Source organism: Psychromonas algicola, from assembly GCF_004378355.1.
Lineage (GTDB): Bacteria > Pseudomonadota > Gammaproteobacteria > Enterobacterales > Psychromonadaceae > Psychromonas.
Window position 1 is genome coordinate 22,102 of record NZ_SNUB01000022.1, and the last position, 26,264, is coordinate 48,365.

At 37.3% G+C, this 26,264-nt stretch carries 23 protein-coding genes and 1 riboswitch; of the genes, 19 read left to right on the top strand and 4 right to left on the bottom strand.

From position 1 onward, the window contains the following. Positions 1-377 precede the first annotated feature (377 nt). Positions 378-1,334 (top strand): CDF family Co(II)/Ni(II) efflux transporter DmeF, encoded by a 957-nt coding sequence (dmeF, locus tag E2R67_RS11450; protein ID WP_134291090.1) that lies wholly within the window; start codon positions 378-380, stop codon positions 1,332-1,334. 14 nt (positions 1,335-1,348) lie between these two features. Beyond that, positions 1,349-1,768: a MarR family winged helix-turn-helix transcriptional regulator gene (locus tag E2R67_RS11455; protein ID WP_134291091.1), complete on the top strand. Its 420-nt coding sequence runs from the start codon at positions 1,349-1,351 to the stop codon at positions 1,766-1,768. A gap of 11 nt (positions 1,769-1,779) precedes the next feature. Here E2R67_RS11455 and E2R67_RS11460 read toward each other — a convergent pair whose 3' ends face one another. Continuing rightward, positions 1,780-2,277: a PaaI family thioesterase gene (locus E2R67_RS11460; protein ID WP_134291092.1), complete on the bottom strand. Its 498-nt coding sequence runs from the start codon at positions 2,275-2,277 to the stop codon at positions 1,780-1,782. 114 nt (positions 2,278-2,391) lie between these two features. Between E2R67_RS11460 and E2R67_RS11465 the strand changes: the two genes are divergently transcribed. The 10 genes from E2R67_RS11465 to E2R67_RS11510 all read left to right on the top strand — a co-directional run bounded on the left by E2R67_RS11465 (position 2,392) and on the right by E2R67_RS11510 (position 10,646). Then, positions 2,392-2,706 carry a DUF134 domain-containing protein gene (locus tag E2R67_RS11465; protein ID WP_134291093.1) on the top strand — a complete coding sequence of 105 codons (315 nt, stop codon included), beginning with the start codon at positions 2,392-2,394 and terminating at the stop codon, positions 2,704-2,706. After that, positions 2,703-3,161 (top strand): NifB/NifX family molybdenum-iron cluster-binding protein, encoded by a 459-nt coding sequence (locus tag E2R67_RS11470; RefSeq protein WP_134291094.1) that lies wholly within the window; start codon positions 2,703-2,705, stop codon positions 3,159-3,161. Before E2R67_RS11465 ends, E2R67_RS11470 begins: the two co-directional genes overlap by 4 nt. A gap of 11 nt (positions 3,162-3,172) precedes the next feature. Continuing rightward, positions 3,173-3,382 carry a (Na+)-NQR maturation NqrM gene (nqrM, locus tag E2R67_RS11475; RefSeq protein ID WP_134291095.1) on the top strand — a complete coding sequence of 70 codons (210 nt, stop codon included), beginning with the start codon at positions 3,173-3,175 and terminating at the stop codon, positions 3,380-3,382. A 45-nt stretch (positions 3,383-3,427) separates the two neighbouring features. Continuing rightward, a riboswitch (TPP riboswitch) is annotated at positions 3,428-3,564 on the top strand. A 95-nt stretch (positions 3,565-3,659) separates the two neighbouring features. Further along, on the top strand, positions 3,660-5,642 hold the full coding sequence (gene thiC, locus E2R67_RS11480; protein WP_243837005.1) for a phosphomethylpyrimidine synthase ThiC: 1,983 nt from the start codon (positions 3,660-3,662) through the stop codon (positions 5,640-5,642). Between the two features lie 116 nt (positions 5,643-5,758). Then, positions 5,759-7,267: a thiamine phosphate synthase gene (gene thiE, locus E2R67_RS11485; protein ID WP_134291096.1), complete on the top strand. Its 1,509-nt coding sequence runs from the start codon at positions 5,759-5,761 to the stop codon at positions 7,265-7,267. Positions 7,268-7,285: 18 nt separating this feature from the next. Continuing rightward, complete coding sequence (locus E2R67_RS11490) at positions 7,286-8,035, top strand: HesA/MoeB/ThiF family protein (RefSeq protein ID WP_134291097.1); 750 nt, start codon at positions 7,286-7,288, stop codon at positions 8,033-8,035. 45 nt (positions 8,036-8,080) lie between these two features. Further along, positions 8,081-8,281 carry a sulfur carrier protein ThiS gene (gene thiS, locus E2R67_RS11495; RefSeq protein WP_134291098.1) on the top strand — a complete coding sequence of 67 codons (201 nt, stop codon included), beginning with the start codon at positions 8,081-8,083 and terminating at the stop codon, positions 8,279-8,281. Position 8,282: 1 nt separating this feature from the next. Next, positions 8,283-9,083, top strand: coding sequence for a thiazole synthase (locus E2R67_RS11500; protein ID WP_134291099.1), 801 nt, complete (start codon positions 8,283-8,285; stop codon positions 9,081-9,083). After that, positions 9,080-10,198 (top strand): 2-iminoacetate synthase ThiH, encoded by a 1,119-nt coding sequence (thiH, locus tag E2R67_RS11505; protein ID WP_134291100.1) that lies wholly within the window; start codon positions 9,080-9,082, stop codon positions 10,196-10,198. The genes E2R67_RS11500 and thiH overlap by 4 nt, the downstream gene beginning before the upstream one ends. A gap of 67 nt (positions 10,199-10,265) precedes the next feature. Further along, positions 10,266-10,646 (top strand): RNA-binding S4 domain-containing protein, encoded by a 381-nt coding sequence (locus E2R67_RS11510; protein ID WP_134291101.1) that lies wholly within the window; start codon positions 10,266-10,268, stop codon positions 10,644-10,646. An 82-nt stretch (positions 10,647-10,728) separates the two neighbouring features. Here E2R67_RS11510 and uvrA read toward each other — a convergent pair whose 3' ends face one another. Then, positions 10,729-13,566 carry an excinuclease ABC subunit UvrA gene (gene uvrA, locus E2R67_RS11515; protein ID WP_134291102.1) on the bottom strand — a complete coding sequence of 946 codons (2,838 nt, stop codon included), beginning with the start codon at positions 13,564-13,566 and terminating at the stop codon, positions 10,729-10,731. Positions 13,567-13,812: 246 nt separating this feature from the next. Continuing rightward, positions 13,813-14,481: a DNA mismatch repair endonuclease MutH gene (gene mutH / locus E2R67_RS11520; RefSeq protein WP_134291103.1), complete on the bottom strand. Its 669-nt coding sequence runs from the start codon at positions 14,479-14,481 to the stop codon at positions 13,813-13,815. Positions 14,482-15,128: 647 nt separating this feature from the next. Between mutH and rppH the strand changes: the two genes are divergently transcribed. Continuing rightward, entirely contained in the window at positions 15,129-15,665 is a 537-nt protein-coding gene (rppH, locus tag E2R67_RS11525) for an RNA pyrophosphohydrolase (RefSeq protein ID WP_134291104.1), read from the top strand. A 29-nt stretch (positions 15,666-15,694) separates the two neighbouring features. Next, positions 15,695-17,965, top strand: coding sequence for a phosphoenolpyruvate--protein phosphotransferase (gene ptsP / locus E2R67_RS11530; protein ID WP_134291105.1), 2,271 nt, complete (start codon positions 15,695-15,697; stop codon positions 17,963-17,965). Between the two features lie 89 nt (positions 17,966-18,054). On the opposite strand, the gene sstT is transcribed toward ptsP, so the two are convergent. After that, the gene (gene sstT / locus E2R67_RS11535; protein WP_134291106.1) at positions 18,055-19,287 is read right to left on the bottom strand and encodes a serine/threonine transporter SstT; all 1,233 of its coding nucleotides are present in this window, start codon (positions 19,285-19,287) and stop codon (positions 18,055-18,057) included. 323 nt (positions 19,288-19,610) lie between these two features. Between sstT and lgt the strand changes: the two genes are divergently transcribed. The 5 genes from lgt (at position 19,611) to E2R67_RS11560 (ending at position 25,478) form a co-directional block, all read left to right on the top strand. Next, positions 19,611-20,465, top strand: coding sequence for a prolipoprotein diacylglyceryl transferase (gene lgt, locus E2R67_RS11540; RefSeq protein WP_134291107.1), 855 nt, complete (start codon positions 19,611-19,613; stop codon positions 20,463-20,465). A 2-nt stretch (positions 20,466-20,467) separates the two neighbouring features. Next, positions 20,468-21,319 carry a thymidylate synthase gene (locus tag E2R67_RS11545; protein WP_134291108.1) on the top strand — a complete coding sequence of 284 codons (852 nt, stop codon included), beginning with the start codon at positions 20,468-20,470 and terminating at the stop codon, positions 21,317-21,319. 290 nt (positions 21,320-21,609) lie between these two features. Next, positions 21,610-22,326, top strand: a complete 717-nt coding sequence (locus tag E2R67_RS11550) for a FadR/GntR family transcriptional regulator (RefSeq protein WP_134291109.1) — start codon at positions 21,610-21,612, stop codon at positions 22,324-22,326. Between the two features lie 505 nt (positions 22,327-22,831). Further along, entirely contained in the window at positions 22,832-24,700 is a 1,869-nt protein-coding gene (locus E2R67_RS11555) for a DUF294 nucleotidyltransferase-like domain-containing protein (RefSeq protein WP_134291110.1), read from the top strand. Between the two features lie 58 nt (positions 24,701-24,758). Continuing rightward, entirely contained in the window at positions 24,759-25,478 is a 720-nt protein-coding gene (locus E2R67_RS11560) for a 3'-5' exonuclease (RefSeq protein ID WP_134291111.1), read from the top strand. Positions 25,479-26,264 lie beyond the last annotated feature (786 nt).

The following is a 26,264-nucleotide window of genomic DNA, read 5'->3' on the forward strand; positions in this document are numbered from 1 at the left end:
CTTAACTAGTTAGACTTTTTTATAAGCCCCGATGGTGAAAACTATCGGGGCTTTTTTGTATCTGCTCGTTTGTGTTAGCGGAAATTTTTGAGTGTTAACTTCAGTTCTCTATGGAGTTCAAAAAGGTCATGCCTTGTCCTACTGAGGTAGCAGAAGCCTTTATTTTAAGATCTAGTGAAAAAGTTAAAGCTGATAAAGCTGATAAAGCTGCTGCTAAGAAGTAATTCTTAACTAGTTAGACTTTTTATTCCCTTAGCCATTATTTTTGTTGTGGAATTGATCTAGATTCTATTTAAGTAGTTTGTTTTTCATATAGTTTGATAATCAAACTAGTTGGTGAGATTATTGTTTGAGTCTTTTTTGAATAGGAAATAATAATGGCCCAATATCATTCACTTAAACCTTGGCAGCATCAACATGATTTTTCTAATCAAAATGAACAAGGTGAACGTAATACTTTATATGTTTTACTACTAACTATTAGCACCATGTTTGCGGAGATAGTTGCAGGTACTATTTATGGTTCAATGGCCTTGCTTGCTGATGGTTGGCATATGGGGACACACGCCGCAGCGTTTATGATCACTTTATTCGTCTACCGTTATGCCCGTAAACATAAAAACAATCCTAAGTATGCTTTTGGTACTGGGAAGGTCAGTGTGTTGGGAGGTTTCACTAGTGCAATTGCATTAGGTTTAGTTGCCCTGATTATGGCAATTGAGTCTGCTGTGCGTTTATTCAGCCCAGAGCAAATTCATTTTAAAGAAGCAATTTTGGTTGCTTGCGTTGGTTTACTTGTGAATATTGTAAGTGTATTTTTATTAAAAGATCATCATAGTCATAAACATCATCACCATGACAACGATCACGACCATTCTCATACAGAGCAACATGATCACAATTTACGTGCTGCTTACTTCCATGTAATGGCAGATGCTTTAACTTCTATATTAGCAATCATTGCATTATTAATGGGAAGCTATTTTGGATTAAATTGGTTAGATCCAATAATGGGAATAATCGGAGCTTTGATTATTAGTAAATGGGCATGGGGGTTATTAAGTCAGACAGCTCCCATTTTGTTGGATAAGAGTATAGAAAGGAACTACCAGCAAAAGGTAATAAATTGCATTGAACAGCAAGATGACCATCAAGTTGCTGATATTCATATTTGGTCAATTAGTGCGGACCATTATGCTGCAGAAATAACTATCGTTTCACATAATCCATTCTCTACAGATTATTACCATAATTTATTAAAGCCGTTTGAGCGTTTGGCACATCTAACTATTGAAGTTAACAAATGTACTCAGATAGAATGTCTTAAAAGCTAATAATGAGAGTTGTAATGAAATCTGAGAGTGAAAATCTAAATCATGCCTTTATTGAGTTCTATGAGAAGTTATCATCATGGGAACTAAAAATAGTAAAAGATAAGGGAGTTTCGCTAACATTGATACATGCAGTTGAAATTTTAGGTGCCTTCGGCTCAATGCCGATGAAGGAGTTAGCGAATAAAGTCGGTGTGACAACAGGCACTTTAACTGTTTTAGTTGATAATTTAACAAAAGCAAAGCTAGTTGAACGAGTTCCACATGGTACTGACCGACGTTCGATTTTAGTTAAATTAACAGATCAAGGCACAAAGTTGTTTCAAGAGCATGATGCATTACATTTAAATCTCACTAAGCAACTGACTGCAGGATTTAATGAAGAAGAAATTCAATTGCTTAATAAGTTAATGTCTCGTGTTAATAATGCATTTTAAATTTTATTCTATTATTTCTTTCCAAAGCCTTTTGTCATAAATCGCGCATTACTTTTTACCATTAGTACGCCATCGACATACAGTTCTGCTTCTACTTTATGAAGTGGATGTCGAGAGGAGATAACCTTACCTATCATTAATATTTCACTATTAACTTTTACTTCGTGTAAAAAGCGAATATTCATATCGCCTGTAACACCTTCAATATCTTGGTTAAAAAGTGCCTGACACATACTACTGTCCAATAAAGCGGATAAAAAACCTCCATGTAAGATCCCTTCGTAGCCCTGTTGATGAATTGAACTTTTAAAATGTGCGAATACTTGTTGTGTTTGAGCGCTATAAAAATTGAGTTTCAAACCTAATACAGGATGGCTTCCACATAACATGCAATGTTGATGGCTCGTGTGCTTGCTGACTAATGTTAAAGAAGGCGTTGATTTTTCTGGAGAAAGTAATTGTAGTTGTTTTATTAATTGTTCTTTTTCTGCTTGATGAGTAGACGACATGATTGACCTCTAAGACGTATATTGAATAAAGTAATTGGCATATGCTAATTACTTGAGTAAGATAACATGTGTGAACCTAATTGAACACTTAAAATAAAATCGTTGAGAATATAAATGAGACCGAAAATTAAACGCCATATTTGTACTGAAAGTTTTGCTAAATGCAGTTTATTTAAACCTAATGGTATTCCTGCTTCTGAATTGGTGAAAATCAGTATTGAAATGGACGAATTTGAAGCAATTCGTTTAGTGGATATTGAAGGACTTTCTCAACAAGATGCGGCTAAAAAAATGCAAGTTTCTCGTCAAACCTTTGCCAATATATTAAAAAAGTCTCGTTTTAAAATAAGCTCGGCTTTAATTAATGGAAATGCTTTAGTGATGCCTGAAGAACTTGTTGTTTCTGAATCTAAAGGACAAATATTATGATTTATGCAATTGCGATGACAAACAATAAACTTTCACATCAATTCTCAAAATCCGAAGCATTTAATTTTTATAATGATCAACAAGAGCTTATTGCTGTTCATAAAAACCCATCAATAGAGTCGAGTGGGTGTTGTGGATCTAAGCAGAGTATTGTCGAGTTATTTAAAAAAATGAACTGTGATTCAATCATTGTAAGAAAAATTGGTGAAAAAAACTTAACAAGATTATTGAATGCAGGTTTCAAAGTTGAGCAAGGTAATACTCGTCATAGTCTTGAGCAAATATTAACAGATGCGGCTTTACAAAAAAATCCATTAACTGAACCTGAGCAAGGCGTTGTAAAAGCTGATGGTGCTAAATGTGGTGGGCATGCTCATGAACATAACCACGGAGAAAAATGTGGCGGCCACGCTGATGAACATAAACATCAAGGTAAGTGCTGTGGTAAACATTAAAGGAAAAGTTAATGGAATTTATTATTACGTTTGCCGTTTTTTTATTGGTTATTGTATTTATGGCATTGGGTGTTTTTTTTGGCAGAAGTCGAATCCAAGGTAGTTGTGGAGGCCTTTCCAGTTTAGGGATTGAGAAAAGCTGTGACTGCGAAGAAGTCTGCGATGATCATCGCACCTTGTACCAAATTCAAGAGCCTAGTGAGTCGTCTAAAAGTAAGTAAATAATTTCTTCTGTTTAACTCGGCCGCTTTTTCTTCTATACTGCGTGCATCTTGTCGGAGTGCTAATGGGAATTTCCCAAAGGCTGAGACCACATAAGTAACTGTGTTTAAAAAGCAGTTGCGTGGGATCCGTGGAACCTGATTGGGCTAATACCTACGAAGGGAACAAGTAGAAAATATCTATCTATTTTCCATTCTTGGATATTTTTTAACTTCCACACCTATTCGACAAGCAATCTTTTATAAGCCGTTTATATTAAACTAGGTAAAGAATGCTATGTCTAAAGAAATTAATTCAACGTTAAAAACCACAGATCGTAAAGGTCTATCTCGTCGTGAGTCGCGTCAAGCTGCACAAGACTATATTCAGAGTTTGAATAATCAGTCTTACCCTAATTCAGAAAAAATCTTTATTGATGGTGAGATTCATCCGATTAAAGTCGCGATGCGTCAAATCCACCAAACCGATACCTTTGTTGGTGGTTCTGAAGAAAACCCAATTTATGAAAAAAATGAACCGATTCCAGTTTACGACACGTCAGGTCCTTATACCGATCCTAATATCAAAATAGATGTGCATGCAGGTTTACCGCGTTTGCGTGAAGCTTGGATTGGCGCTCGTGATGATGTTGAAACATTAGAGAGTGTAACGTCTAACTTTGCGCAAGAGCGTTTAGCCGATGATTCATTAGATGAATTACGGTTTGCCAATTTGCCTAAGCCATTACGTGCTAAAAAAGGGCAATGCGTCACGCAATTACATTACGCACGTCAGGGGATTATCACACCAGAAATGGAATACATTGCGATTCGTGAAAACCAAGGTCGTGAGCGTATTAAATGTGAAGCCTTACTTTCACAACATGCAGGGCAGAGTTACGGTGCAAACTTACAGGAATCAATTACGCCTGAGTTTGTTCGTTCTGAAGTGGCTAGAGGTCGTGCGATCATTCCATCAAATATTAACCATCCTGAATTAGAGCCGATGATCATTGGTCGTAACTTTTTAGTAAAAGTGAACTCTAATATCGGTAACTCTTCTGTGTCCTCTTCAATTGAAGAAGAAGTGGAGAAGTTGGTTTGGTCAACGCTTTGGGGCGGTGACACGGTAATGGATTTATCAACGGGGCGTAATATTCATGAAACGCGTGAATGGATCCTACGTAACTCGCCAGTGCCAATCGGTACCGTACCGATTTACCAAGCATTAGAAAAAGTAAATGGTGTGGTTGAAGATTTAAGCTGGGAAGTGTTTCGCGATACGTTAATTGAACAAGCAGAGCAAGGTGTGGATTACTTCACCATTCATGCGGGCGTGTTGTTACGTTTTGTGCCTATGACCGCTAAGCGTGTCACTGGTATCGTTTCGCGTGGTGGTTCAATCATGGCGAAATGGTGTTTGACTTACCATAAAGAAAATTTTGCTTACGAGTACTTCCGTGAAATTTGTGAAATTTGTCAGCAATACGATGTGTCGTTATCACTGGGTGATGGTTTACGTCCTGGTTCCGTTGCAGATGCAAATGATGAAGCGCAATTCTCTGAATTAGAAGTGTTAGGCGAGTTAACTAAAGTTGCGTGGGAATATGATGTGCAGGTGATCATCGAAGGTCCGGGTCATATTCCAATGCAAATGATCAAAGAAAACATGGATAAACAGTTAACAGAATGTTTTGAAGCACCTTTCTACACACTAGGTCCATTAACGACTGATATTGCACCGGGTTACGATCATATTACGTCTGGTATTGGTGCCGCTCAAATCGGTTGGTATGGCTGTGCAATGCTTTGTTATGTAACACCAAAAGAGCATTTAGGTCTGCCAAACAAAGATGATGTAAAAGTAGGACTGATCACTTATAAAATTGCAGCGCATGCGGCTGATTTAGCGAAAGGGCATCCCGGCGCACAAATTCGTGATAATGCATTATCTAAAGCACGTTTTGAATTCCGTTGGGAAGATCAATTCAATCTAGGTTTAGACCCTGTAACCTCGCGTGAATATCACGATGAAACGTTACCGCAGGAATCTGGCAAAGTTGCCCATTTCTGCTCAATGTGTGGTCCAAAATTCTGTTCAATGAAAATTACGCAGGATGTTCGAGACTTTACGGCGAAGTTAGATTCGGGTGAAATCTCAATTAAAATATTAGATGAGACCATCACTATGTCAGCGGAAGAAGGTATGGCGATTAAAGCCAAAGAATTTACCGAAAGTGGGGCTGAGATTTATCAACCTCCTAAGCTAGATAAAGCCTAAGGTGTATTAAAGGTATAGCGGTTTAGTTTCATTCATCGTCAAATCACTTTGATTTAAACTAAACCTCTTTATGCTAACCTTCGTACAATATTCAATAAATGAAAAAAAGGTTAAATATGAACAATATAGTGTGGACGATTGCCAGTTCGGATTCTAGCGCAGGCGCTGGTATTCAGGCTGACCTATGTACTTTTCATGATTTCGGTGCGGATGGCTGCTCTGTGATCAGTGCAATTACCGCGCAAAACTCAAAAGCTGTTCATTTAGTTGAAAGTGTTTCTGAAAAAATGTTTCTTCAGCAGTTGGATGCATTAGCCGACGATATGCCTGCTAAAGTGATTAAAATTGGACTGATTGCGAGCATTGAACACGTCAAAATTCTTGCTCAACAACTCGCACACTATAAACAAACTTGGGCTCATAAACCTTTTGTTATTTACGATCCTGTCGCTGTTGCCTCTACTGGTGACAATATGGCAGAAGAAGGCATTAATGAATTTATTAAAAGCCATTTATTACCACAAGTTGATTTACTTACACCCAATGTTAATGAAGTTTTAACGTTATCTGGCCATGCATTAATTTCAGGTGAATCATTTAAACCTGCTGTTGATAAGTTAATCAGCATGGGCTGTGGCAGTGTGTTTATTAAAGGCGGTCACTTTGAGCTGGTGGATCAAATTTCACTGGATTACTGGAGTGATGGAACGCGAGAAATTGCGTTAACCAGTCCACGTCTAGAAGATGTTCATACGCACGGAACAGGTTGTACATTAGCCAGTGCGATTGCGGCGACTTTAGCCTTAGACTATTTTATTGAAGACGCATTAGTGTTAGCCAAAGCTTATATCAACCAAGGTTTAAAAGCCTCAAAAGCCTTGGGGACTGGTGAAGGTTCAGTCGCACATGGCGGTTGGCCAACGGAGCGTTCTGACTTCCCTGAAATTGTGTTGCCTGAATCAAGTATTGGTTATGAACTGGATTTGCCGGGTAGCTTAGAAGCGGGTCCTGGTTTTGAACCTTGTGATACAACACAGTTAGGTTTATATCCTGTTGTAGATTCTGTTGAATGGGTAGAGCGTGTTTTAAAAATGGGGGTGAAAACACTGCAATTACGCATTAAAGATAAACAACCCGAACAAGTAGAACAACAAATCATCGACGCGATTGCATTAGGTAAAAAATACGATGCACGATTATTTATTAATGATTATTGGCAGTTAGCCATTAAACATAACGCTTACGGTGTGCACCTTGGGCAAGAAGATATGGATGTAGCAGATTTACCATTAATTGCCGACGCAGGATTGCGTTTAGGGCTAAGTACACATGGTTATTATGAAATGTTACGCGCAAGACAACTTAAACCAAGCTATATCGCTTTAGGCCATATTTTTGAAACACAAACGAAGGACATGCCTTCGGATCCGCAAGGATTAACACGTTTGTCTAAGTATGCAAATTTGATGTCGGATATGGCAACGGTTGCGATTGGCGGCATTAATTTAGAGCGCGCACCAGCCGTGTGGGAATGTGGTGTAGGCAGTATTGCTGTGGTAACCGCTATTACACGTGCCGATGATCCTAAACAGGTTATCGAGCGCTTTAATGAAATCATGCGTTAATAGAGTGAAGGATTGAACATGTTGAACGATGCAGAGTTATTACGTTATAGCCGACACCTTCTATTAGAAGACGTGGGTGAAACAGGTCAACTAGCGTTAAAAAATGCCAAAGTACTGATAATTGGAATGGGCGGATTAGGCTCTCCTGCTTCTTTATATCTTGCTGCTGCGGGTATTGGTCATTTGGTATTAAGTGATTTTGATAGCATTGAAGTGAGTAACTTACAGCGTCAAATTACTTATCAAAGTGATGATGTTGGTGACTCAAAAGTGGAAGTGACTAAACGTAAACTGCAACAAATTAATCCTGAAATTAAAGTGCGTAGCATTAATAAATCAATGCAGGCAGATCAGCTTACCATGGAGTTAACCATGGCCGATTTGGTCTTAGATTGCACCGACAATATGCAAAGTCGACAGTTGATTAACAAAGCCTGTGTGGATGCAAAAGTGCCTTTAATCGTGGGCGCGGCGATCCGCTTTGAAGGACAGTTAATGTTTTTTGATCATAGCGAAGCGGATTCTCCTTGTTACCACTGCCTCTTTCCAAGCTCAGAAGAGCAAACGCTCAATTGTAGTAACTCAGGCATTATTGGCCCAGTCGTTGGCACCATCGGCACACTACAAGCATTAGAAGTCATTAAATATTTTGTTGGCCTACCTTCTGGTATTAAAAATAAATTGAAGTTGTTCGATGGGAAAACACTAGATTGGCAAACCTTTGTTATTAACAAAGATCCAACATGCAAAGTCTGTGGGCATCTTTAATTATTTGAACATGGTTATAAAGCTACATTGAGGAGCAAAGCGCTGATGAAAATACAAGTTAACGAACAAGTGGTAGAGGTGGCAGATAACACCAATATCGAACGATTGTTATTACAGTTAGATAAACCGCTAATGGGCAGCGCAGTTGCGGTTAATCAGGAAGTGATCACTCGCTCTCAGTGGGAAAGTTACATTATCAACGAGGGTGATAATATCTCTCTATTTCAAGCAATTGCAGGTGGATAAAATGTTATTTGAAGATATGCAAAGCAAAGATCAATTAGTCATTGGCGATAAAAGTTTTACTTCTCGATTATTCACAGGCACTGGCAAATTTAATGATCAGCAAACTATGGTGGCAGCTCTCAAAGCATCGCAATCAGAATTAGTGACTATGGCGTTAAAGCGTGTTGATATGCAGCATCAAGATGATGATATTTTAGCGCCTTTAATTAAAAACGGCATGAATCTATTACCCAACACATCAGGTGCGCGTAATGCTAAAGAAGCGGTATTTGCTGCTGAATTAGCGCGTGAAGCATTACAAACTAATTGGGTTAAATTAGAAATCCATCCAGATCCTAAGTATTTACTACCGGACCCAATTGAAACTTTAAAAGCAGCTGAAATGTTAGCCAATAAAGGTTTTATTGTGTTGCCTTATATCCATGCAGATCCTGTTTTATGTAAACATTTAGAAGCGGTGGGTTGTGCTGCTGTGATGCCATTGGGCGCACCGATTGGCTCAAATAAAGGTATTAAAACCGCTGACTTTTTAGAAATTATTATTGAACAAGCGAATGTGCCTGTGATTGTGGATGCGGGATTAGGCAGTCCTTCGCATGCTGCTTTGGCAATGGAAATGGGCGCTGATGCGGTGTTAGTGAATACAGCGATTGCCGTTGCAGGCGATCCCGTTGCAATGAGTGAAGCTTTTGCTAAAGCCGTACAAGCAGGGCGCCAAGCTTACTTATCTGGTTTAGGTGGGCAAAGCACACAAGCTGTTGCATCCAGCCCGTTAACTGCTTTTCTTGAGGCAAGTCTATGACTTTTAGTGAAAAGATAAAAGAGTATCAATGGGATGATATTCGCATGTCTATCTATGCTAAAACAGATGCAGATGTGCAACGTGCATTATCAAAATCGCGTTTAGATTTGGAAGACTTTAAGGCGTTAATTAGTCCTGCGGCAGAACCTTATTTAGAGCAAATGGCGCAAAAGTCTCAGCAACTCACTTTGCAACGTTTTGGTAAAACTCAACAGTTTTATATTCCGCTTTATCTTTCTAATATGTGTAGCAACATTTGTACGTATTGTGGTTTTTCAATGCATAACGCATTACGTCGTAAAACATTGGATATGCAAGAAATAGAGAATGAATGTTTAGCGATTAAGAAAATGGGATTTGATCATATCTTATTGGTAACGGGGGAATCTGAACGTAAAGTTGGGATGGACTATTTTAAGCAAGCTTTACCTGTGATTAAAAAACACTTTTCGCACATTACCATTGAAGTTCAACCTTTAGATAAAGATGAATATAGCGAATTAATCGAATATGGCGTGGATTCGGTTTTAGTTTATCAAGAAACCTATAATCCTGTAACTTATGCTGAGCATCATCTAAAAGGTAAAAAATCTGATTTTATTTATCGTTTAAATACGCATGATCGTTTAGGTGAAGCAGGCATTCATAAAATGGGATTAGGCTCTTTAATTGGGCTGGAAGAATGGCGAACAGACTGCTTTTATGTGGCGGCGCATTTAACCTATCTTGAGAAAAAATATTGGCAAAGTCGTTATACTATTTCTTTTCCTCGTTTACGTCCCTGTGAAGGTGGAATGGAAATCAAATCAGTGATGAACGATAAAGAATTAGTTCAGCTGATTTGTGCTTATCGTTTGTTTAACCCTGAAGTGGAATTATCATTGTCTACGCGTGAATCTGAGCATTTCCGTAACCATGTTTTACCTTTAGGCATTACCTCATTAAGTGCAGGCTCAAGTACGCAACCGGGTGGTTATGCCGCGGAATCTGAAGCAGCGTTAGAGCAGTTTGAAATTAGTGATGAACGCTCACCAGCGGTGATGGCTGAATTAGTTAAAAACCAAGGTTATGAGGTAGTTTGGAAAGATTGGGATCATAGCCTGACTGGAAAATAGTTCGCTTATTGCGGCGTTGCGTTTACAATCGGTTTAATTACGTTATTAAACTTCATATGGAAACACAATGTCAGAACATCAACAGGATCAACAAGAAGAAATTTATGCCACGCTGGTGGAAGTAAATGAAGAGCCAACGGAGCTTTATAAGATCTTAAAAATTGGCAATCTTGTTTCTGGTGGCGGTGAAGCTAAACAAGTGATCAGTGAAGGTTATGTGTTGTTAAATGGTGAAGAAGAAACGCGTAAACGCAAAAAAGTATATGCAGGCGATTTGATTAGCTTTAATGGTGAACACTTACATGTGGCGATTAAAGGGCAAACTGAAGGTTACGAAATGGTTGACGAGTCTGACATTGAACCATTTGTTGAGACTGTGAGCGAAGATGTAAAACCGCAAGCGAAAGAGAAGCCGCAGCCTAAAAAGCGTAAACCCATTAGTTTTTAGCCTTAAATTTTTCAAAATAAAAAAGCCATTAGCAGATGTTAATGGCTTTTTTGTTACTGTTTAAAATACTTTATTCTTGAATTTAATTTTCTAACGTAGCCTTATCTAAAATAGGCTTTAAGAATTGGCCTGTATAACTTCCTTTTACTTTAACCACTGCTTCAGGTGTACCTTCGGCAATAATTTCACCGCCGCCGTTACCACCTTCTGGGCCTAAATCGATGATCCAATCGGCTGTTTTAATCACATCTAAATTATGTTCAATGATTACTAAGGTATTACCTTTATCACGCAGCGTATGAATCACTTTTAATAACTGAGCGATATCGTGGAAATGTAGGCCGGTTGTTGGCTCATCAAGTATATACAAGGTTTTACCTGTATCGCGCTTGGATAGCTCTTTAGCTAATTTTACACGCTGTGCTTCACCACCAGAAAGTGTGGTTGCCGCTTGCCCTAAACGAATATAAGACAAACCTACATCCATTAAGGTTTGTAATTTACGTGCAATCACTGGAACAGGTTCAAAGAATTTAAAGGCATCTTCTACTGTCATATCCAAGGTTTCATGAATGTTTTTACCTTTGTATTTTACGGATAAGGTTTCGCGGTTATAACGTTGTCCTTTACAGTCATCACAAGGGACATAAACATCAGGTAAGAAGTGCATCTCTACCTTGATCATGCCATCGCCTTGGCAAGCTTCACAACGTCCGCCTTTTACATTAAAACTAAAGCGACCTGGTTTGTAACCACGTGAACGTGATTCTGGTGTCGCAGCAAACAGTTCACGAATTGGTGTGAAAATACCTGTGTAAGTGGCTGGATTTGAACGTGGTGTTCGGCCGATCGGGCTTTGGTTAATATCAACCACTTTATCAAGCTGAGATAAACCACTAATGCTCTTATGTGCAGCGGCTTCTACTGTGGTTGCTTTGTTTAGCTTTGTTTGTGCTAACGGGAATAAAGTATCGTTAATCAGCGTAGATTTACCCGAACCTGATACACCTGTCACACAAGTTAAAACACCTAAAGGCAATGACAAATCAACGGATTTTAAGTTGTTCGCACTTGCGGCTTTTAGCTTGATCCAATTACCTGTTAACGGTGTACGTTTGGCAGGGATTTCAATTGCTTTTCGACCACTTAAATAATCAGCGGTTAATGAGCCTTTCGCTTTTAATATTTTTTGGTAATTACCTTGAGCAATAATATCGCCACCGTGAATACCTGCACCTGGGCCGATATCGATAATATGATCTGCTTGTCGAATAGCATCTTCATCATGCTCAACCACAATCACTGTATTACCTAAGTCACGTAGATGAGTTAATGTTTTTAATAAGCGCTCGTTATCACGTTGATGTAAACCAATTGAAGGTTCATCTAACACATACATCACGCCCATTAAACCTGCACCAATTTGGCTTGCGAGACGAATACGTTGCGCTTCACCGCCAGAAAGGGTTTCTGCACTACGCTCTAAGCTTAAGTAGTTTAAACCTACGTTTACTAAGAAACTTAAGCGTTCTAAAATTTCTTTCAGAATTTTTTCTGCTATTTTTTCTTTTTGTCCAACCAATTTAATGTTTTGGAAAAACTCTTCAGCATCGGCAATGGATAACGCAGATACATAAGATAAATTCACATCATTGATAAATACATGGCGCGATGATTCTTTTAAGCGCGAACCACCACAACTTGAACAAGATTGGCGATTCATATATTTACTTAAATACTCACGCATTGCTGGCGATTCAGTTTCTTTATAACGACGTGCTCGGTTAGGAATAACCCCTTCAAAAGCATGCAAACGAGAAACCATATCCCCTTTGTCATTGCTGTAACTGAAAGAGATCCTTTCAGAACCAGTTCCATGTAACACGTATTGCTGCTGTTTTTTAGTGAGCGATTTAAAAGGCGTGGTGAGTGAAAATCCATAATGCTCTGCAACGGCAAATAACATTTGGAAATAATAATTCGATTTACTACTCCAACCATCAATTGCACCATCTGCTAGGCTTAATTCTGGGTTGGTAACGACTCGCTTTTCATCAAAGTATTGCTCAATCCCTAAACCATCACAGGTTTCACAAGCACCTGATGGGCTATTGAATGAAAAGATACGAGGCTCTAATTCTGAAATACTGTAACCACAGTGTGGGCAAGAGAAGTTAGCTGAGAAAAGTTGCTCGGGTTCGCTATCATCCATATACGCTAAAATAGCAGAGCCGTGACTTAAATCTAAGGTGGTTTCAACGGATTCTGCTAAACGTTGTTTTAAATCATCACGTACTTTAAAGCGGTCAACAACTACTTCAATGGTGTGTTTTTTATGCAATTCTAGTTTTGGTGGATCGCTTAAATCACAAACATCCCCATTGATTCTTGCACGCAAAAATCCTTGTGCGGCTAAGCTTTCGAAAGTCTTAACATGTTCACCTTTACGACCTTTTACGATAGGCGCAAGCAACATCATTTTAGTGCCTTCAGGATGCGCTAAAATAGCATCAACCATTTGGCTTACTGTTTGAGCATGTAATGTTACGCCGTGTGTTGGACAACGAGGATCACCGATACGCGCGAACAGTAAACGTAAGTAATCATAAATCTCGGTGATGGTACCGACAGTAGAACGTGGGTTGTGAGATGTTGATTTTTGTTCTATTGAAATCGCTGGCGATAAACCTTCGATATGTTCAACGTCGGGTTTTTCCATTAATGATAAAAATTGACGTGCATAAGCAGAGAGTGACTCTACATAACGACGTTGACCCTCGGCATATAAGGTATCAAAAGCGAGTGAGGACTTACCTGAGCCAGAAAGCCCGGTGATCACAACTAATTTATCGCGAGGGATAGATAAGCTGATATTTTTTAAGTTGTGCGTTTTGGCTCCACGGATTTCAATATTGTTCATTATTTCTCACTCATTAATGCTTTGAATATACGTTTGTAATCGGTTGAAGATAGTTATTATGACGACAATGTTGACCATGAAACTAGCTTACTTGCTGCAAATAATACACTGTAAATTATTACAGTGGTAGTGTCTGTTTGATATGTTAATTTGTATCTTGGCATTTATCGCGTTAACAATCATCACGAATCCATGTATTCAAACGTTATAGACGAGGGAATAGATCACTTTAATAAGCTTGAGTTGTTAAAGGTGAAATTGCTGATTGATAATATCTTGTGTGAATACTTTCTTTAAATAGAAACCACGAGGACGTACTTTGATAAGTTCTCCTTGCTCACCATAGGCGTCAGTGACTACGCTACCATTTGCTGCTTTAGGACGTAACTGTAAAACTTGGCCATCTCGAGCGCTAATTTGTTCTATTTTACCTAGGGCAATTTTTTCCATTAGCTCATTCCAGTCTTGCATCATCAATTGTTCTTGCGTTGTTGAAGCTGTCCATAAAAAACCATTGCCTACAATGCGCTCGGCGAGAGGAACCTCTCTTTCGCCTTGCACTGGTAGCCACAATACTTTACTTAACTTATTGCGGATATTGCTATTTTCCCACGTTAAATGAGTGGTTTGTAAAATAGGTGTACTGCAAACAAAGGTAGTTTCTAAGACTTTACCCAGTCTATCAATGGGGATTGTTTTTAATTCGATACCTAGATGTTTAAAATCTTGCTCTGGTTTGCTGCCCGCTGTTGCACCTAAATGCCATTCAATTAATTGACCTACCCAACCTTTATTTTTACGTAAATCTTTAGGAACTGGAATACCAGCAATGTCTGCTAGTTCTGCTAATGAATGACCGGCAATGTCTTCACAATATTGTAATAACTGAGTTTCAGTTTGTGGTGTTGCCTTCATAATCATTCTCACTAGCTATTAATAAACCAAGTATTTTATTGTACTTGTTTTTCTTATTCGGGGTTATTCATAGTTTTAAAATAAAGTTACACAGAGTTATGCACAATTTTAGTGGATAAGTGGACTTTATTAAATGTTACTATTTTGATCTTTGAAAATTAAATAAAAGCTCTTTAAAAATCGTCTTTGTGTTTGTTTTTTAAACAGAAATAGAGCTTTAAATTAGCAATGCTTATTTTTTAATCGCGCAAGATACTCACATTCGATTGTGAATTAAAAGTACTGGATCTAAATACAGATCTTTAAACTGATTTTAATTGTGTTTTTTGTAACTCACTGTTTTTAAATGTTATTGTTTGTTTTTTATAAATTCCATTAAGATCTTGATATTTAGTGAACCTTGTTAATCTTCGCTTTATTTTTAATTGTACACAAACTTATGCACAGATTTCGGGGATAGTTTTTATAATTCATTTTCTGTAAACGTGATGTAAATAGGAAGTGCTTGGTTTTTTTGTGGTTTATCAGTTTGATGGTAAAGGCTTTCTGTGTAATTATGCATACATAATTATAATTTCATTTATCCGATTCGAGAGCTTAAAAGCTTGTGCATAAATAGGATAGATCTAACCTTATTAAGGTTTTTAATGATTGATACTGATGGTTACCGCTCTAATGTAGGTATCATCATTTGCAATAAAAATGGTCAAGTATTATGGGCTAAACGCTTCGGGCAACATTCATGGCAGTTTCCACAGGGTGGAATTAAAGAGGGTGAAACACCTGAACAAGCTATGTATAGAGAGTTACACGAAGAAGTTGGCTTAAAACCAGAACATGTGAAAATAATTGTAAGTAGCCGTCAATGGTTGCGTTATAAATTACCTAAACGTTTAGTGCGTTGGGATTCACCTGCACCAGTATGCATAGGACAAAAGCAACGCTGGTTTTTATTGCAACTGATTGCTGAAGAAGATCAAATTGGGTTTGAGTCCTGCGGCCATCCTGAATTTGATGATTGGCGATGGGTTACTTTTTGGTATCCGGTTCGCCAGGTTGTGTCATTTAAACGCGATGTCTATCGACGTGCATTAGCTGAGTTTTCAAATGCTGCTTTTGCATTAATGCACAGTAAAGATAAAAAAAGAAATAAACGTCCTCGTCGAGGATCTGTTAAGCGATAAATACTTTCTCATGGTAATAGGAGTGTTTTATGTTCAGCCAACTTCGTCAAATCGTAGAACAGTTCGGTGAGGCTGAAACACTCCCTGACGCTATCAATTTATTAGTCCAGCAAACTAAAACGACAATGAACTTGGATTGTTGTTCTATTTTTATCACTAATAAAGAAACTCAAAAACTCAGTTTGATGGCCAGTGAAGGTCTAGCGAGCCAAGTTGTTGGTGCGACCCATTTTAATCTCGATGAAGGGATTGTGGGGTTGGTTTATCAAAAAGGTGAACCGATTAACTTAGCAAACGTGGCTGAACATCCTCAATTTAAATATCTTCCATCAAGTAACGAAGAGCAATTTAGTTCTTTTTTAGGCACGCCAATTATTCATAAGCGTCAAGTCATGGGCGTATTGGTTGCACAGCAAAAATTACCGCGTTTATTTAATAAATTAGAAGAGTCATTTCTTGTTACTTTGTCTGTACATTTAGGCAGTGTGTTAGGCAAAGCCATGATGGATTTGCCTAATAAATCAATTAAAAAAAATCGCTCTCTGCATCTTCAAGGTAGCCCTGCTAGTCCCGGAATTTCAATTAATAAAGCGCATGTTTTACAAGGACATATTGTATTAAGCGATGTAACGATTGAAACCTCTGAGCAGACGGCGCATGAATTAAGGTTATTTCGTGGAGCGGTGCAGACGTGTGCCGATGAATTTTCAAAAGTGGCGACTACGCTTAAAGATCAAGTATCTAAAGATGCCTTTGTGTTATTTGATGTGTATGGGCATTTATTAAAAGATAAAGCCTTATTAGCTGCCATTGAAGTACAAATACAAGAGAATAAATTAACTGCTAAAAGTGCTATTAAGCGAGTGGCTGAAAGCTATATTAAGCAGTTTGAAAACATGCAAGATACCTATCTTAAAGAGCGTGCCGTAGAGATCCGAGATGTCGGACAGCGTTTGCTGTATCACCTGACAAAGCACAATGATGAAAAACAAAACTTCTCTGAAGGTATTATTTTAGTTGCAGAAGAAGTGACTATTTCCATGCTCGCAATGATTCCGGTTAACAAGTTAAAAGGGGTTGTTTCAGTTCGAGGTGGTTTAAGTTCTCATGTTGCGATTCTTTCCCGTGCATTAGGTATTCCTGCTGTATTAGGCGCTTCAATAAGATTAAAAAATATAGCTGATAGTTACATTATTATTGATGGTTATGCTGGTACCATTATTGTTGATCCTAATAAATCTTTGAAAGCAAAATATAATGTGTTGCTTAAAGAAGAGAATGAAATGAAAGCGCTGGTGGATCAAGGCTCAGATCAACCTGCTATGACGAAAGATGGCTGCTTTATTGAAGTGCTGTTAAATACGGGTCTTAATGCGCATTTGGATCGTTTCAATGAGCAACACTTTGCAGGTATTGGTTTATATCGTAGTGAATTACCCTTTATGCTGAGCAGTGCTTTTCCTACAGAGCAACAACAGATAAAAACTTATCAGCGTCTTTTAGAGCAATATAAAAATTTCCCTGTCACCATGCGTACTTTAGATATTGGTGGCGATAAAGAATTAAGTTATTTTCCGATCACTGAAGAAAATCCATTTTTAGGCTGGCGTGGTATCCGCTTAACCTTGGACCATCCTGATATTTTTAGGATCCAAATTCGTGCCATGTTACGTGCAAGTATGAACAGTAAAAATTTACGGATTATGTTACCTATGGTTGGTTCAATTGGTGAAGTTGAAGAAGCGAAAAGCCTGATCCAACAAGCATGGAAAGAAGTTTGTATTGAGCATGAATTAACGGCGGAGCAATTTCCTTTCCCTGAATTAGGGGTCATGATTGAAGTGCCTTCCGCTGTATTTATTATTAAGCAGTTGGCTGAGCAAGTTGATTTTTTATCGGTTGGTACCAACGATTTAACCCAATATTTATTAGCAGTGGATCGTAATAATAGTCGAGTTGCTGATTTATTTGATAGCTATCACCCTGCTGTTTTACAGGTAATGCAGCTCATTTTACAACAAAGCCAAGAGCATAATATTGAAGTGAGCATTTGTGGTGAGCTTGCAGGCGATCCAATAGGATTATTAATATTGCTAGGGTTAGGTTATCGCAAATTGAGTATGAATGCGTTTAATATGAATAAGGTTAAATATTTACTTAACCATGTCACGATTCCCGAGTTAGAAACTTGTACCGCGATGGCTTTAAAAGGGCATGATGGACAATTTATTAAACAGCATTTTGTGGATTATTTAGATACTAAAGGCTTAGGCGGATTTGTTCGAGCAGGTAAAAAATAGCAGCTAATTGTCTTAACTTATTAGCAATAAAAAACCGAGTCCATCAATTGAACTCGGTTTTTTTATATTCATTATTTATTAGCAATAAATCATTTTTGTAATGCTGCTTCTTTTGCTTCTTCAGCAAGACAAGCTGCCGCCGTAAATACAACGTCAGTAGAACTGTTTAAACCTGTTTCTGCAGAATCTTGAACTACACCGATAATGAAACCAATAGCCACTACTTGCATTGCGACTTCATTTGGCACACCAAATAAGCTACATGCTAATGGGATCAATAATAATGAACCACCGGCAACACCTGAAGCACCACAAGCTGAAACCGCAGCGACAACGCTTAATAAAATAGCGGTTAAAATATCAAACTCAATGCCTAGCGTATGCACAGCAGCTAAGGTTAAGACTGTAATAGTAATTGCTGCACCAGCCATGTTAATGGTTGCACCTAGTGGAATGGATACTGAGTAAGTATCTTCATGCAAATCTAATTTTTCACATAATTCCATATTTACTGGGATATTTGCAGCTGAACTACGTGTAAAGAATGCAGTAACACCTGATTCACGAAGACATTTTAAGATAAGCGGGTATGGGTTAGTGCGTAATTTTACATACACAATAATTGGGTTAACAACAAAAGCAATAAATAACATTGAGCCTAATAATACAGCCAACAAATGCGAATAACCGATTAATGATTCAAACCCTGTTTCAGCAAATGTTGTTGCAACTAAACCAAAAATACCAATGGGTGCAAAACGGATCACTAGGTGAACGATTTTTGATACGCCATTAGCAAGGTCATGAAGCATATTTTTAGTAGACTCATTCGCATGTTGTAAAGCTAAGCCTAAACCAATTGCCCAAGCTAAAATACCAATGAAGTTACCTGTTAATAATGCGTTAACTGGGTTATCAACTATTTTGAATAATAATGTATTGAGTACTTCTACTATGCCTTCTGGTGGCGTGATTGCGACGTCACTTGTGACTAAGATAAGTGACGTTGGAAATAAAAAGCTAAATAAAACCGCTGTAATCGATGCTAATAAAGTGCCGATTAAATATAAATGGATAATAGGTTTAAGGTTAGTTTGTGTGCCTTTAGTTTGATTGGCAATAGAAGAAATCACTAAGATAAACACAAGAATAGGAGCTACTGCTTTTAACGCACCAACAAAAAATCCACCAAGAAAAGAAAAAGAGGTAGCAGTAGTTGGAGAAAGAGTTGCAAGGGAAACACCTGCGATAATACCGACAACGATTTGTAATACGAGACTGCCGTTGATCATGCGTTGAATAAGAGTAGGAGTGGGGCTCATAAATATGTCCTATTTTGGTTTTAGCTTTATGCAATACTAATTATTTTTGTTTAGTGATCGCGATTAATGCCTTAACTGGTTGTTAAGGCATGGATTATAGCGGGAGGCTATAGGTTATCTTTACTGATAACAAGTGCATTTTAATGATTAAATTATTTTAAGCATTAATACAGATCAGGGTTTTATGGTTCAGAAAGTGTTTTTATCTTTGATAGAGAAAGCTCTTTTAATACTCTAGTCAAATTTCAATATTATTAATTTCCATATTTCGTTATTATGTGGCGCTCATACTATTTTATTCGCATTACTAATTAGAGAAAAATATGTCCTCATCGCATTATGTACTACCTAATATTGACCCTATTGCAATCAGTCTTGGCCCATTAGATATACGCTGGTACGGATTAATGTACTTAGTGGGTTTTGCTTTTGCATTTTGGATGGCAAACCGTGCTTGTGATAAATCCAATGGTGTTTGGAACCGTGAGCAAGCCAGTGACTTGTTATTTGTTTGTTTTATGGGGGTTATATTAGGAGGACGAGCGGGTTATGTTTTCTTCTATCAATTCTCAGCTTTTTTAAACGATCCACTTTATTTATTTAGAATTTGGGAAGGTGGCATGTCTTTCCATGGTGGTGTGTTGGGGGTTGCTATTGCGGGCTCTATTTATGCACTACGTAATAAACGTTCCATTTTAGCTTCTGGCGACTTTTTGATGCCATTGATACCTGTCGGTTTAGGTGCAGGACGTATTGGTAATTTTATTAATTCTGAATTATGGGGAAGAGTGACTGATTCTCCTTTTGGTATTATTTTCCACAATGCGGGTCCATTACCTCGTCACCCATCGCAGCTTTATGAATTTGCGTTGGAAGGCATTGCATTATTTATTATACTCATCATTTTTACACGTAAACCTAAACCAGCAGGTTCTGTGACAGGCTTATTTTTATTAGGCTATGGTACATTCCGCTTTATTATTGAATTCGCTCGTGAACCTGATGCGCATCTTGGTTTGTTAACACTCGGCATGAGTATGGGACAGATTTTATCTTTACCAATGATTATTATTGGTTCTGGCTTAATGTTTTATGCTTACAAAAAAAATCCAATCGAAGCGGTTGCAAGTTCACCTAAACATAAAGGTAAACAGCCTAAAGCGAACAAAGGTAAATAATAATGAAGCAATATTTAGAGTTATGCCAACGCATTATTGACCAAGGGACTTGGATTGAAAATGAGCGTACGGGAAAACGTTGTTTAACAGTGATTAATGCCGATCTGGAATACGATGTTGGTAATAATCAATTCCCAATGATCACGACGCGTAAAAGTTTTTATAAATCTGCCATTGCTGAATTTCTAGGTTATATCCGTGGCTATGATAATGCCGCTGATTTTCGTGCGTTAGGCACTAAAACGTGGGATGCGAATGCTAATCTTAATGAGGTTTGGTTAAATAGTGAATATCGTAAAGGCGATGACGATATGGGGCGTGTTTATGGTGTTCAAGCTCGCGCATGGGCAAAGCCTGACGGTAGTCGTTTAGATCAGCTTAAAAAAGTGGTTGAGAACCTGAAAAATGGTATCGATGATAGAGCTGAAATCATTACTTTTTATAACCCTGGTGAATTTGAAATGGGTTGTTTACGCCCTTGTATGCACACACATACTTTTTCACTGTTAGGTGACACATTGCACTTAACCAGTTATCAGCGTTCATGTGATGTACCCTTAGGATTAAATTTTAACCAAGTACAAGTGTTTGCTTTTCTTGCATTAATGGCACAAATCACAGGTAAAAAAGCAGGTAAGGCGTATCACAAAATAGTTAATGCACATATTTATGAAGATCAATTAGCTTTAATGAAAGATGTGCAACTAAAGCGTGAGCCTTTTGCTTCTCCACAATTGAAAATTAATCCTAAAATCCAGTCGCTTGAAGATTTAGAAACTTGGGTCACTATGGATGATTTTGAAGTGGTGGGTTATCAATGCCATGAACCGATAAAATATCCGTTCTCGGTTTAGTTTGTATTAATTGATTCATTATAAAACCCGTCATTATGATGGGTTTTGTTTTATTACCTTTAATAAAAATACGTTTTGTCATTCAAATAAGTGTTAACTAATTGTTATCAAGAAGCCTCATTCAAGGGTTAAAAGCGCAAAATTATCAATTTAATCTGGTAGCGTATCTCAAAAATAAAACAATTTATAAATTTGAATCACATAAGATGAAGTGCTTACCGTGCTCTTGTAGGCAATGAATAGTATTTGTAATACTATTCTGAGCTAAATTATTAACTGGAAGATACCTTATGCATAGCGCATTCGTACAAATGGATGGAGTAAAACGCAGTTTACATGTGCAGCTAGCACGTGAAATAGCGCGTAAAATTCTCTCGGGGGAAGTCGCCCAAAATGAAATTATTCCTGGTGAAATGACTTTATGTGAGCAGTTTAAAGTAAGTCGAACATCACTAAGAGAAGCGATTAAGTTGCTGACTTCAAAGGGATTACTAGAGTCTAAACCTAAAGTCGGTACACGTGTTACTGGACGTGAGAATTGGAATTTTTTAGATTCTCAACTATTAGACTGGTTGATTGATATTGGTGATAATGAAGCGGTTTATCGTGACTTTTTATCGCTACGTAATGCTTTAGAGCCTGAAGCTGCAGCTTTAGCTGCAATGAACGCGACTGCTCAGCAACGTATACAATTGTCTGCGACTTTCCAAAGAATGGATGATATTTCTAAAGATTTTAATGTTGAGACTTGGACCGAAGCGGATTTAGAATTTCATCGTTTAATCTTTTTATCAACTGGGAATAGCTTTTATCTACCTTTTGCGAATGTGTTATGTACTATGTTTAAAAGTTTTATTACGCACTCTTCAATTCAAGGTAGCACCTGTATTAATGAGCATCGCGCAATTTATTCTGCGATCATGGCGGGTGATTCTGATAAAGCAAGACAAGCTAATATTGACCTATTAAGTAAAAGTAAACGTCGTTTACCAAATAGCACAAAATGATATCAATTCCGGTGAGTCGATAACAGACTTAGTAGAATTGGTATTTTTTTAAAAGCAGGTTACGCCTGCTTTACTGTCTCCCTGTTTAATGCCAATCATAATAAATACCTTATCTATTTTAGTTGTTAAAATAATTCACTTTTTTGTAAATTTTGAAAAAGAAAACAACTGCTTACGTAAATTTCATTGTTGAATTGAACTGCTTCTTCAGTGGAAAGTTTAGCCAATACATTTAATGTAATCGGTATGATTTCTCACTTATCAAATCTACTTCTTCACCTTGCTCTTTTTTATTTGTATTATTGTATTGGTAATAGAAACTGAGTTGGCGCTAAGTCGTTTAGAATGCTCTTAATCTAAATTGAGTGGCTTGGATTGATATACGCTCATATAAAGTAAATCATTTGCCTTCAATTCAAACTAGACAGTTCTATGTATTTAAGACATTCTCTGAGCATATAGAATGATTCTTGTGTCATTTACGCTTGTATTTTAAAGGATTTGTATGAATCAAACATTAATTCCGAACATTCATGATTTCATTGCCACTATCGATCCCTTCGATAAGTTACCTAAAGATCTACAACGTAAAATAGCTTGTTGCATTAAAATTACTTATTTAGCCAAAGGTGAGCAAATCCATTTTGGCGGAGAAGATGAGTTACGTTACCTTTATGTTATCCGAACGGGTTCAATGGAACAGCGCAAACTAAACGGTATGTTACGTGCGAAGTTAGGTGCGGAAGATTTATTTGGTTTTACGTTTTTAGATGAAGCAAAAGAATCAAAACAAGAAGATTACAGCGCAACAGCGATTGAGAATACATTACTTTATTTAGTCCCTCATTCAGACTTATTAAATTTACTAGAAGAATACCCAGATTTTGCTGAGCATTTTGCAAGTAACGTTCAAGTGCGTTTACACTCGGCTTTAGACGTTGTTTGGTCAGATAGCGAAAAGGGAGTTTTTGTTAAGAAAGTCTCTGAAGTTGCTAGTGATAAAATTGTAGTAGTTGATGCTTCTACGCCTATTCGTGAAGTGGCGAGAGAGATAATGGCGGTGTGTTCGCCAACGGCAGTGATCACTGAAAACGGTGAAATCATTGGTTTGGTGACTGACCGAGATATGACAAAACGTGTGATTGTAGCTGGATTGGATTTTAATCGCCCAGTGAGAGAAATTATGACGCCTAATCCATTAACGGTTGGGCCAAATGATTTAGTGCTAAAAGCTTCATCAATCATGATGCAAAATAACGTTCGTAGCTTACCTGTTGTTGATAATAATAATGTCGTGGGAGTATTAACAACGACTCACCTTGTAAGAAACAACCGAATACAAGCGGTGTTCTTAATTGAAAAAATTAAATACGCGAATACAGTTGACGATCTTTCTGTTCTAACGCCTGAGCGACAAGCTATTTTTGAAGCCTTAGTTGAAGGTAAAGTGAGTGGCGATATTATTGGTCATGTGATGACAATGATTATGGATGCTTATAATCGTCGTCTATTACAAATGGCTGAAAAACACTTTGGTGAACCGCCTTGTGAATATGCTTGGATTGTTGCGGGATCGCATGCTCGTAATGAAGTACATATGCTATCGGATCAAGATAATGCGATTATTTTATCTGATAATGCAACGACAGAAGATCGAGAATACTTTAGAGAGTTAGCTTCATGGGTGTGTAATGCGCTTGATGCTTGTGCTTATCCTTTATGCACAGGTAAATATATGGCTGTTAATCCTAAATGGTGCATGCCATTAAAAGTTTGGAAAGCCTCTTATAGCAAATGGGTTTCTAATCCTGAATACGATAGTTTGTTAAACGTGACCGTATTTTTAGAAACACGTTGGTTATACGGTAATGAATCTTTTAATGCCGAATTACAAACGCACTTGTTTGATTCAATTAAAAAATCTAGCGTATTTTTATCGTCGATGGTGAGCGATTCTGTTTCTGTTAGTCCGCCTTTAGGTATTTTTAATTCTTTAGTATTAGAAAAGAGTGGTGAAAACTCTAACACACTTAATATTAAGAAGTTCGCGATTAACTTGTTGGTGGATTTAGCGCGTATTTATGGGTTGTCATCGGGTTCGGAAAAGGGTGAAACCATTGCGCGTTTTAATCATGCTTACGAACATAATTTATTAAGTGAAGATATGCTTAAAAATGTTCTGGGATCATTTCAATTTCTTACCCAAGTGCGTTTATCGCAACAATTAACTGCACTTAAGGAAGGTAAAGTACCGGATAATCATATCGATCCTAATGCTTTTGGTAGCTTTGAAAGAAAGCATTTAAAAGATGCTTTCCGAATCATTGCTGATTTACAGGAATACACCAAACTACGCTTTGTTGATAGCGAATAATAATATGGAATGTTGTTATCACGTTTGGTTTTACTCGTACTTTAAATAAAGGGAACTTATGCGCGCTATTCTAAATCACTTCCATCCGCTCAATAAATTAAAACGAGAGCGTGAAATATACTTGGCAGAACATCATCCATTGCCTGAGCATATCAAGGCATTATTATTAGCGCCTCTACCTAGTTTAGATGATGAAATTATCGGGCTTGACTATCTGTCTCTCGACTTCGAAACAACAGGGTTCGACGCTGAAGTTGATAGTTTATTAAGCGTTGGTTATTTGCCTATGACAAAGCAGCAGTTATTGCTTAATGAAGCCGTTGAAATGTTAATTCATAGCAATGAACATATCAAAGCGGAAACGGCGATCATTAATCACATTGTGCCCGAAATGCTTGAACAAGGTTTGCCCTTAGAAACTGTAATGGATAATTTACTTAACGCAATGATAGGCAAAGTGATTATCGTACACGGTAGTATGATAGAGAAAAAATTCTTAAATCAATATATTGAGCGACGTTATGATCTACCACCATTACCTTTATTATGGGTTGATACACTCAGTATAGAAAAATCGCTAAGTATTTATAAAGGGAATATTGGAACTTCTGATTTTCGCTTATCCTCAATCCGTGAACGTCATGGTTTACCTGAATACTCATCTCATGGAGCCTTGGTTGATGCTTTGGCGACAGGGGAGTTATATATTGCATTAATCAAACAATGCTATGCAGGAACCGATGCAACGGTTCGTCATATGAAATTTGATCGTGTTTAATTCTTAAATAATGGTGTGGTTAGACTTTCTTTATGACTGTTTTAACTTCACCTGCTCCATTTTTTAATAAAGCTATCAATGACTGCTTCTTATTACTCTTTTTCTCACTATACTTTTAAATTAACTAACCTCAGTTCTGGATAATGGAATCGTAAATTCTTTTAATATCAAAACGTTAAAAACTTATACAATACAGTGCTGTTAGTTTTGTGTAGTTCAAGGCAAATTATCGAAGCAATAGCTGGCTATTGGGAGATGATTTAACGCTGAAATACGTGAAAATAACGGTGCTGTATCGATTTGCTTATCCAGAATTGAGGTTAATTATTCCTTTGTAGCAAATAATCAGTCGTTTTTTAAAAGAAAGATAATACTAATACTACAAATGATTTTTCATTTTATATTTTAAAAAATAACATTTTCTTATTTTGACCCTAGTTATCGATTGAATCGTTTTTAAATGTGCTTTATCACCCTAGTAATGAATAATAGAAGAGTATTTTAACGATCTGATTCGTTTACCTAATTATGTAATTCTAACTTTTTATAGTTGCATGAAATATGAACGATTGTTCATATGTGCTTGGTCTATAAAAAAGCACTTGAAGTCAACAATAAATCAGACTTAATTTATCGCTATATAAAAATAAATATAAACAAGGATCACATTTTGATCGTGATAGTAATCACAAGCGTGAATTTTTGTCGTACAAAAAAATTGCGTAAACATTCTAAAATCATGAGGTAAACACAGAGATCGATCACATTATTCGATTTAAACTGTCT